The following is a 9,461-nucleotide window of genomic DNA, read 5'->3' as shown; positions in this document are numbered from 1 at the left end:
CCCCGGATGGTGACTCGGCGGCCCGGCCGACTGGAGAGGACGATGCTGTGACTGTCGGCAGCCGCTTGGCTCCAGTTCTTGAGATCGCAGACAAGCCGCACGCGACGTCGATGCGGAAGGCAGGTTTTCACTATGTCACGAGAGAGGTGGCGCATGGACAGCGCCGAGCCTGAGCTGCTGCGGCTGGTCAGCTGCCGGTACGTCGTCGAGGTCGTCGACGTGTTGGCCATCCGGCCCTGCGCACGTGCCGAGCTGCGCCGGTACACCGGGGCCCGTTGGCGCGACCTTGCCGGCGCAGTGCGGGCTCTCGCGGCATACGGCGCGATTCGACGTCACGACGGACAGGGCAGCTGGGATGACAGGGATACGGCCGGGGACTGTTACGCGCTGACCGATGTGGGGCGCCGCGTGGCCGCGCAGCTCGAGGTGTGGACCGCGCTTTACGCGCACCACCTCTACGGCACAACCACCACCCAGGAGCAGACCCACCCCCCGCAAGATCGCTGACGAGGCTCCGGCTGCACTCTTATGCGGAAGTGGTCGCCGGCGTTGCAGGAGCGCTGGTGTTGTCCGGCGTTGATGATCAGGATACCGCCTTGTGCATGCCCATTGCCAACGTCGATACATCGTCGAGGTTGGCAATGGCTCAGTTGACAGTGTCTGTAACGCCGGCACGCCCCAGCAGCCTGTTTGAGCCGGTTGCTCGGAAACTCGCATGGCCGGCTTCTGAGGGGCGCGGATCCAGCAATGGATCCCCGCTACCCGACCAAGGCCAATCGGGCCCGCAAAAGGCCGGATCTCGAGGCTGGCGGCATGTTCCGGCGGTGAGCGGCGGACCGGCTTTGTACTGGGTTCGGGTCGTCCGGGGGATACCGACTCCGGCCGCAGCGTAAGCGGCGTGGGTGAACCCGGAGCAATCGAACCCAGGATCGCCGGTGCCGCCCGTATACGGCTTGCCAAGTTGAATGGTCGGGCACGTTACTGAAATGTTCGGCGTCGTTATCGTAGGTCCGGCAGAATTACCAGGAGGAAGCAATGCAACGCAAGAGAACATTCGCCCTGGCGGCAGCCACTGCCGTTGTGGCGGTAGTGGCGGTGGTGCAGTCGTTCAGTGCCGCGGCGGCTGGCGCCAACGCAGGGCAGGCGCCCTTGACCACGCAGCAGGCCAGCGACCTCGCGCAGAACGTGAACACCCCGGTGATCGTGCTGTTGAAGAACCAGCCGGCCCCGCAGGCGGTGAACACCCCGGCGGCGACCACCCGAAACAACACCATCACCGGCGCCCAGTCGCCCGTGGCCGGCGAACTGTCCCAGGTGCACGCGAAGAACGTGCGCAGCTACCACGTCGCCGACGCCCTCTCGGCCACGGTGTCCCCGGGTGAGGCGAGCAGGCTCGCCGCCAACCCGAACGTCGAGGCTGTACTGCCCGACTCGGTGATCAAGGAGTCGCCCGCGACGGCGCCCACCGGGAGCGCGTCCGGCACCGGCCTCACTGTGCCCGCCGGTACCTGCCCGTCCCCCGGCAAGACCATGTTGGAGCCGGAGGCCCTCGCCGACACCCACACCGACTCCGACGACCCGACCGCCAAGACCGCGCGTTCGCTCGGGCTCACCGGTAATGGCGTGAAGGTCGCCTACCTCGCCGAGGGCATCGACATCAACAATCCGGACTTCATCCGGGCCGACGGCAGCCACGTCTTCGCCGACTACCAGGACTTCAGCGGCGACGGCCTGAACGCGGACACCAATGGTGGCGAGGCGTTCCTGGACGCCAGCGCGATCGCGGCGCAGGGTCGCCATGTCTACAACGTGCAGAACTTCGGCGCGCACCCGCTGCCCACCCCGTGCGACATCCGCGTCGAAGGTACCGCGCCGGGTGCGTCGCTCTACGGGTTCAAGGTGTTCGGCCAGACCAACACCTCGACCATATCGGCTATCCTGCAGTCCATCGACTACGCGGTGAACACCGACCACGTCAACATCATCAACGAGTCTCTCGGCTACAGCCCCTTCGGTGACAACGGCTCCGCCGACGCGGTGAAGCTGTTCGACGACATGGCGGTCGCGGAAGGCGTCACGGTCGTGACGGCCACCGGTGACGCGGGCTCCACCGGCACTCAGGCCAGCCCCTCCAGTGACCCGGACGTGATCTCCGCTGCCGCGTCCACTACCTTCCGGTTCGCCGCGCAGACCGACTATGGCGCAGCCGACAACTTCCCCATCACCGGCTGGCTCAACGACAACGTCAGCTCGCTGGCTTCCACGGGCGTGACGCAGAACGGCACCACACTGAACCTGTTGGCGCCCGGCGACGCCAGCTTCGCGCTGTGTACCCCGTCGCCCGTCTACTCCAACTGCACCGACTTCACCGGCAAACCATCCGATCTGGAGTTCGGCAGTGGCAGCAGTGAGTCCGCGCCGCTGACCGCTGGCACGGCCGCCCTGGTCATCCAGGCCTACCGACAGTCGCACAACGGTGCGACGCCGACCCCGGCACTGGTCAAGCAGATCATCACCAGCACCGCCGACGACCTGACCGAGCCCGGTGACGAGCAGGGCTCCGGGCGGCTCGACTCCTACAAGGCGGTCGAGGCCGCACTGTCCATTCACGACACCAACGGGTCGCCTGCCGCGGTCGGCTCGACCTTGCTGGTCAACCAGGCCCAGCTGGACGCGTCCGGCCCGGCCGACTCGACCAAGCAGTTCACCGTAAAGGTGACCAACACCGGCGCGACCGCGCAGACGGTCAACCTCTCCGGTCGCGGTTTCGGTCCGCAGACCGACAAGCAGACCGGCAGCGTGACACTGTCCGACACGACCAGCCCGCACTTCGTCAGCGCGTCGGGGGTGTCGAACAACTACGGCACGCTCACCTTCACCGTGCCCGCCAACACTGACCGGCTCTCCGCGTCGATCGCCTACCCGGGTAAACCGACCGGGGGCTCCGCGCGGCTGATCCTGATCGACCCGCAGGGTCGCTTTGCCGCGTACTCAAGTCCGCAGGGCGTCGGCAACTACGGCAACGTCGACGTCCGGTTCCCGGCCGCCGGCAAGTGGACCGCGGAGATCTACAGCAGAAGCATCGCGAGGGGCGGCGTCGCCGGCACGGTCAAGTTCGGGGCCGACACCCAGAACACCACCGGCTACGGCTCGGTCAGCCCGTCCGTGCTGCACTTGGCCCCGGGCGAAACCAGACCGGTCACGGTCACCGAGAAGACCCCGGCCACCCCGGGCGACGCCTCCGGTTCCCTCGTGCTCAACGCGGGCGCGGCCGGCCAGACCTCGGTGCCGATCATCCTGCGCAGCCTGGTGTCCGCCGCCGGCAATGGTGCCTTCACGGGCACACTGACCGGTGGCAACGGCCGCCAGCCCGACCTGGGCCAGGAGACCTTCTACCAGATCGACGTGCCCAACGGCCGGAAGGACCTGGACGCCAACGTGGCGCTGACCAACGACGTCGGCGACAACGTGATCGCGTTCCTGATCAACCCGGCCGGCAACGTCGTCGCGACCGGCTCCAACGCGGTCACCACCGCCTACGACCCGGCCGCGCGCAACGCGACCCAGCACAACGTCCTGCAGACCGACCTCTACGCGCGCAACCCGCAACCGGGTCGGTGGACACTGGCGATCAACTTCCTCGGCGCGATCGTCGGCGACGAGCTGTCGCAGCCCTACACCGGTGCGCTCACCTTCAACAAGGTGGACATCACCGCGCCCGGCTTGCCCACCAGTGCCGGCACCACGCTGCCGGCCGGCAAGCCGGTGACCGTCCAGGTCGCGGTGCACAACACCGGCACAGAGCCGCAGGACTTCTTCGTGGACGCCCGCACCTCGGGCCTGGCCAACCTGAAGCTGGCCGGGATCTCGCCGACCAGCAACGTGGCGCTGCCGTTCCCGTCCGGGGCGCCGGACGGGTTCCCGTCCAAAACCGGGACACCGGCCTGGCTGGTCCCGTCCGAGACCGTCGGCGCCACTGTGGTGGCCAACGCGACTCTGCCGGTCACGTTCGACTACGGCCCCTTCGCCGGGGACCCGGACCTGCCGCCGCTGGTCAGCGGCAAGACCGCGATCGGTTCGACTGTCGGTAACCCGCTGCCCTCCGGCGACTGGGCGGCTGACCCGTCCGAGATCGGTCCGACCGGCCCGAACGGTGCCCCGGCGGGGACCGCGAACTTCTCCTTCTCCGCGCTGACCAAGGGTTTCGACCCGGCCGTCAGCTCGACCGCGACCGACCTGTGGGCGACCTCGGTCACCCCGGCGACCAGCTTCACCCTGCTCACGGTCAACCCCGGTCAGACGGTGAACATCCCGGTCACCATCACCCCGACCGGCAAGCCCGGCACCGTGGTGAGCGGCACCGCCTACGTCGACGAGTTCCTGGCGACCCCGACCGCCGAGACCAACGCAGTCAACTTCACCGACACCGCCAACGACCAGCCCAACGCGGACGAGTTGGTGGCGCTGCCCTACAGCTACCGGATCGGCTGACCCAGTAGTCCATGAAGCGGGTCCGGTCGCCGTGACGGTGACCGGACCCGCCTGGAAACGAACGCAGGACGGGCCGAGGTCAACGCCGCAAGCTCTGCCGCCGCGGCCGGCTATTAGGCCCGCGTGCTCGACCTGCTGATCACCGAGCGACCGCTCGGCACCCGGCTGGCCCTGCTGTCCAACGCGCACCGGAACACGAAGGCAAGGGAGGCTCCGAATGAGTAGCCGTCCACGGCGAGTGAATCGAATGGCCATCGCGGCAAGCGTTTTGCTGAGCTGGGTAGTAGTGTGTCGCTGCTTAGTTATGTCCTGTGTGGCTGGGATGCTGTTGTGCGGCAGGTCGTTCCCCTGTTGGACAAGGACGGTTGTTGTGCCCTCGCAGAAAAAGCGGCCTGTCAGGTTGGCCGCGCGGGATCGTGACGAGTTGGTCCGGGTGACCACGACAGGGGTTCATCCGGCGTCGATGATCAGATCGCCGCCGGGGTCGGCAACTGCTCGAACTACTACGGCCAGCACACGCAGACCGGCTTGCCCGCGCTCGACGGGACGACCTCGTTCCCCACACAGGTCTGCGGCTATACCAGTACCCAGCTGCGCTACGCGTACGGCATGAACAATGCGGGCACCGGCAAGGGCGTCACCGTCGCCTACATCGAGGTGGCAGGCCGTACAAGATGTTCCAGACACTGACCACGTGGGCCGCGGCGAACGGCCTGCCCGCGCCACGCTCGTTGAACTACCAGGAACTGGTCATCGGCAACGGTGACGCCTGCGGCAACCCCTTCGACGGCGAGGAACAGCTCGACGTCGAGTCCGGCTACGCCATGGCGCCCGACGTCGACCAACTGCTTGTGGGCGGGGACAGTTGCGACCTGGTGTGGAGCATGGCCTGCAGGCCATGCTCCACGCAGACCTGACGGTCGTCAACGGCACAGGCGGACACCCGCTCGCGTCGATGACCTCCAATTCCTGGGACGTGAGCGGCGGCGAGGCGACGGTCCCGTCCGAGTTCATGAACATCGCCCATTCGATCCTGCTGCGCGCGGCGGCTGAGGGCATCGGCATGTACTTCTGCTCCCAAGACTTGCCTGGCGTGGCCGTTCCCGCGGCCGACCCGTACGCCGCGGCGGTCGGCGGCACCAGCCTGGCGATCAACGCGAACAACCAGTGCACGTTCGAGACCGGTTGGTCCGATGACGTCCAGCGGATCGCCACGTCGATCAACGGCTACAACGACCTCGGTATCCAGGGGGCGGCCGGTGGCGGCGCGAGCCTGTTGTGGTCCCAGCCCTGTACCAGAAGGATATCGTGCCCGCGTCGACGTCGACCCCGTCGTCAGGTAACAAGGGCGGCGGCCCGTCGCGGGCCGTACCGGACATTGGCGCCGATGGCGCGCCGAACACAGGCATGACCAAGTCGGAGACCGAGCCAGGCCAGAACGGTGGGCCTGACGTGTTCTCCACCTCTACCGAGGGCGGCACCAGCCTCGCCGCTCCGCTGGTCGCGGGCATGGTCGCGGACGCCGAACAAGGTCAGGCCACGCCGTTCGGGTTCATCAACCCGCTGCTGTACTCGTTGTCCGGCACGTCCGCGCTCAACGACATCCTGCCGGTGACCTCGTCCACCCCGGCGCAATACCACGGCGTGTACCGCCCATGCGTCAAAGAGGGGGGCCAGGTGTGGACCTTCGACGGCCAGTCGAAGCTCTACACCGACTAGGTCACGGCCACGGGCTACGACACCATGACCGGTCTCGGTTCGCCGAATGGCCAGTCGTTCATCACCGCCCTGCGCAAGGTCGAGCGGTAGCCGATCGATCGCGAGGGCCCGGCACGGTTCGTCACCGTGTCGGGCCCTTCTCACCGAATCGAATGGCGCACACGACCGTCATCCGACGCGGCAGCGCGCGTTCACACAACCATTGCCCGCAGCCGCAGCTCGAAATGGGTGAGCACGAGTGCGGCTTTGACGATGTCACCTATCTTGCGCGGGTAGCCCCTCAGGCTCTGCAGCGAGCGGCCGGGCGGGTCGTAGATCGAGGGGTAGGTGACGTCGATGTAGCGAACGAAGTCCTCCGGTGCGCTGCGGACGTCGATGCCGAGCGGCTGCAGCCTGGAGGCTGCCGGAGTGCCCCGGTGACCGGGTGCCGCCGGGTGAGCGTGGCGGCGACCCGCTCTCGGTCTCGCTGGTCTCCGGTGAGCTTGCCAAGGTGGCGGGCGCGAGACCGCACTGGCGGCAGAGTGCCTTCTTTGATCCATCCACAGAGGATGGTCCTGCGATCAACATCCTTGGTTTCGCTGACGGGATCGCCGTCCCCACGGCGACGCCGAACTCGAGCAGGAGGTCCGGCTCGACGGACCGGCGGGAGCGCGCTGTGGGACCATCGCCGTGGTGCGGCGGATGAGGTTGAACGTGGCGGACTTTCCTCGGCAGGCCTGATCGCCGGCGGTTACGTCATCACCGAGGACGTTCGCGATCGAGATGTGCGCTCGTGCCCGGTTCCCTTGACTTGACGGGCTTCCGTGTTAAGCCGAGGGAACCGGGCACGCCGATGTCAAGGACGTGATGCTGGCGGTGAGGGCACCGGTCACCGAGGTCCGTGCAGTCGGCGCTGCCGAAAGAAAGCTCCGGCGCGGTACAGTAAAGCTTGATGTGCATCCGAACACTAAATATCATCCAGATGAATCTGGCTACAGCTGCCACAGCGGGAAATCAACAACCTCTATCAGGGTTCGCTGTTGGCAGCTTCCGCGCTCGGTGGGTTGATCAGGAGTTACCGGGGATCGTGGAACCACAAGTTGTTTCCGCTGCAGTACCAAAAGCTTCCGGCAGGTGTGGCGATAGGGTTTTGGATATTGGCTTCGTTCTGACACGCAGACGCGGACGGGTACGTGCCCTCAAATACGTTGAAACCACCATCCAAGGTCTGGGCGGACGCCGAGGGAGCCGCTAGCACTCCGGCACCCACAATCAGTCCGGCAGTCGCGAGTGTTGTTACGATGCGTTTCATTATTTCTCTTTCTGCCTTCTTGAGTGATGACCTATCGTGGACTGTATAGTAGGTGACTCACCGGTGGGCTACCCCCACTATGAACGAGAACCTGCACGAGCATACTAAAACAATGCCCTTACGTACATCTCGACTTTCGCGGTTACGCGGCGGCTGCGGCGCAGGCCAGGGCGTAGTTGCGCAATAGATCGGGGTCGGTCTGATCTGGGCGAACCGCGGTAAATCGAGCTGAGAGCAAGGTTCGGCGGAGCTTGGCGAGCATGTCTTCGAAGGGGGGCTCAGTCTTGCTTTGGTACCACGGCTCGGCGAATCTGCGGGCGGGCTTTTGACAATGTCAGTGCAGGCGCGCCGACGTGCATCACCGCTGGTTGCTGGAAGGCCGAGTGGATCCTCTGTTCAGCGACGGGTCAGGGTAACGGTGTGGATCGCGGTGCCGTCGAGCTGGTTCACGATCTGGTCGGTGCCGCCAGTGATGGTGAGGGTTCCGCCGGTGGTTGGGTCAAAGGGCCCCGCCATTCGGTAGGACTCGGCGCCCAGCGTGACTGTGACCTCGCGGTCGTCGAGACTTCCATCGGCGCGGATCTGCAGGCAGTGCCCTTCCAGGGTCCCCTTCTTGACGCCTGCCTTGGTCCTGAGGGTCGACTCGAAGGTGATCGTGTCTCCGGCCTTGCCGTCTGCGTCCGGCGCGGGGGCGTCGATGGAGTGGAAGGCACTTACAGTTTCCACCAGGGTGAGCGGGGGCTGGTCGGATGACGTCGCCGCTCCGGCGGTAGTCGCGATGGCTACCGCACCCGCGAGCGCGACGGCAGCTGCGACAGCGCCGGTCCGGATCATTGGCGAACGATTCATGGGCTTGACCTCCAGTTCATGCGCGCCGACTGTCGGCGCGGCACCTACCGGTCACGCCGGGAGGTAAGTGAAGATTCAGCTATATTAAAGTTGAAGAGTCAACTGTTCGTGCAGATGTCGCGTTGTCGTCCTCGATGGGTGAGGACTGGTGGTCGTTGCCGGAGATCGTTGGCTACCGCATGGCCGGTAAGCCCGCTCATCGCGCTGTCGATGTGCTGCGGGGTGATCTCCCTGAGGCTGTCGTGCTCGAAGCCCCACTGTTGAACGACCGGGTAGGCGTAGCCGAGGTACTTGCGAATGGTCTAGATTGCGTGATCAAATTCTTGCCCGCGTCGGCCGAGCAAGCCCGACGTGTGATCATCTCTCAAGTGCACGATCCCAGACCATCCCTCTGCCGCCTCGGCGTCACATTGGTTGTCCCGCCCAGGGGCGGCGCGTAGCCTTCGTGCTCGTGGTGATCGGGGTCGATCAGGCTCCGCGCTGTGCGATCAACTCGCCGATCGAGGCGTGGATCTCGGCGAGGGCGTCGTGCTTCCCGTACTGCTCGCTGAGGTACACGGCCCGCTCCCGGTAGGTGGACGTGTCAAGCACGCTCTCGACGGCCTTGCGGAGGTCCGCGGCCGCGGGACGCTGCGTGGCGAGGTTGATGGCCGCGCCGGCCCACGCCGTGCGCGCGGTGACCTCGATCTTGTCCTCGGACTGCCCGGCGAGCACCATCGGCACGCCGTGCCGCAGCGCCTGCTGAACCCCGCCGAAACCGCCGTTGCTGACCAGAACACTCGTGTGCGGCAGCAGCTCGGCGAAGGGGATGAAATCGGCGACCCGTGCGTTGGCCGGGACGTCAGCCAACCGGGTGTCTGAACCGCCCCGGGTTTGGCGGGGACTCCATCGTGTGAGTGAGGATGGAGTTATGGCCAAGTCTTCGAGGCACCCTCGTGAGCTGCGTGAGCGCGCGGTTGCGTTGGTGTTTGAGCAGGTAGAGCTGTACTCGTCGCAGTGGGACGCGATCAAGTCCATCTCGGCGAAGGTGGACGTGTCCGCGGAGAGCCTGCGGCGGTGGGTGCGCCAAGCCGAGGTTGATGCGGGGGTCCGGCCGAAGGTCGACGCTTCG

Annotated in this window: 9 protein-coding genes and 1 pseudogene; 6 read left to right on the top strand and 4 right to left on the bottom strand. The window is 66.3% G+C overall.

Annotation, left to right across the window (positions count from 1 at the left end; translation table 11 throughout):
* Nucleotides 1-153 precede the first annotated feature (153 nt).
* Nucleotides 154-507: a hypothetical protein gene (locus JWQ81_RS02655; RefSeq protein ID WP_297537138.1), complete on the top strand. Its 354-nt coding sequence runs from the start codon at nucleotides 154-156 to the stop codon at nucleotides 505-507.
* Nucleotides 508-835: 328 nt separating this feature from the next.
* Here the strand turns inward: JWQ81_RS02655 and JWQ81_RS44760 are convergent.
* Nucleotides 836-961, bottom strand: a pseudogene (locus tag JWQ81_RS44760) (NlpC/P60 family protein); the annotation flags it as partial.
* Between the two features lie 74 nt (nucleotides 962-1,035).
* On the opposite strand from JWQ81_RS44760, the gene JWQ81_RS02645 reads away from it, so the two are divergent.
* From JWQ81_RS02645 to JWQ81_RS02630, 4 genes are all read left to right on the top strand, one after another.
* On the top strand, nucleotides 1,036-4,491 hold the full coding sequence (locus tag JWQ81_RS02645; RefSeq protein WP_297537137.1) for a hypothetical protein: 3,456 nt from the start codon (nucleotides 1,036-1,038) through the stop codon (nucleotides 4,489-4,491).
* 674 nt (nucleotides 4,492-5,165) lie between these two features.
* Nucleotides 5,166-5,408, top strand: a complete 243-nt coding sequence (locus JWQ81_RS02640) for a hypothetical protein (RefSeq protein WP_297537136.1) — start codon at nucleotides 5,166-5,168, stop codon at nucleotides 5,406-5,408.
* Nucleotides 5,390-5,902, top strand: a complete 513-nt coding sequence (locus JWQ81_RS02635) for a hypothetical protein (protein WP_297537135.1) — start codon at nucleotides 5,390-5,392, stop codon at nucleotides 5,900-5,902. Before JWQ81_RS02640 ends, JWQ81_RS02635 begins: the two co-directional genes overlap by 19 nt.
* Nucleotides 5,800-6,210 (top strand): hypothetical protein, encoded by a 411-nt coding sequence (locus JWQ81_RS02630; RefSeq protein WP_366942245.1) that lies wholly within the window; start codon nucleotides 5,800-5,802, stop codon nucleotides 6,208-6,210. The genes JWQ81_RS02635 and JWQ81_RS02630 overlap by 103 nt, the downstream gene beginning before the upstream one ends.
* A 191-nt stretch (nucleotides 6,211-6,401) precedes the next feature.
* Here JWQ81_RS02630 and JWQ81_RS02625 read toward each other — a convergent pair whose 3' ends face one another.
* The 3 genes from JWQ81_RS02625 to JWQ81_RS02615 all read right to left on the bottom strand — a co-directional run bounded on the left by JWQ81_RS02625 (nucleotide 6,402) and on the right by JWQ81_RS02615 (nucleotide 9,199).
* Nucleotides 6,402-6,749, bottom strand: a complete 348-nt coding sequence (locus JWQ81_RS02625; protein ID WP_297537139.1) for a hypothetical protein — start codon at nucleotides 6,747-6,749, stop codon at nucleotides 6,402-6,404.
* A 1,148-nt stretch (nucleotides 6,750-7,897) separates the two neighbouring features.
* The gene (locus JWQ81_RS02620) at nucleotides 7,898-8,350 is read right to left on the bottom strand and encodes a hypothetical protein (RefSeq protein WP_297537133.1); all 453 of its coding nucleotides are present in this window, start codon (nucleotides 8,348-8,350) and stop codon (nucleotides 7,898-7,900) included.
* A 468-nt stretch (nucleotides 8,351-8,818) separates the two neighbouring features.
* Complete coding sequence (locus JWQ81_RS02615) at nucleotides 8,819-9,199, bottom strand: nucleotide disphospho-sugar-binding domain-containing protein (protein ID WP_297537132.1); 381 nt, start codon at nucleotides 9,197-9,199, stop codon at nucleotides 8,819-8,821.
* A 61-nt stretch (nucleotides 9,200-9,260) separates the two neighbouring features.
* Here JWQ81_RS02615 and JWQ81_RS02610 point away from each other — a divergent pair.
* Nucleotides 9,261-9,461: transposase (locus tag JWQ81_RS02610; protein WP_297537131.1), on the top strand; the 201-nt coding region annotated here is incomplete at its 3' end.

This window comes from Amycolatopsis sp. (genome assembly GCF_025464955.1).
Lineage (GTDB): Bacteria > Actinomycetota > Actinomycetes > Mycobacteriales > Pseudonocardiaceae > Amycolatopsis.
The sequence above is the reverse complement of the archived record's forward strand: the minus strand, read 5'-3'. Positions and strand labels throughout refer to the sequence as shown.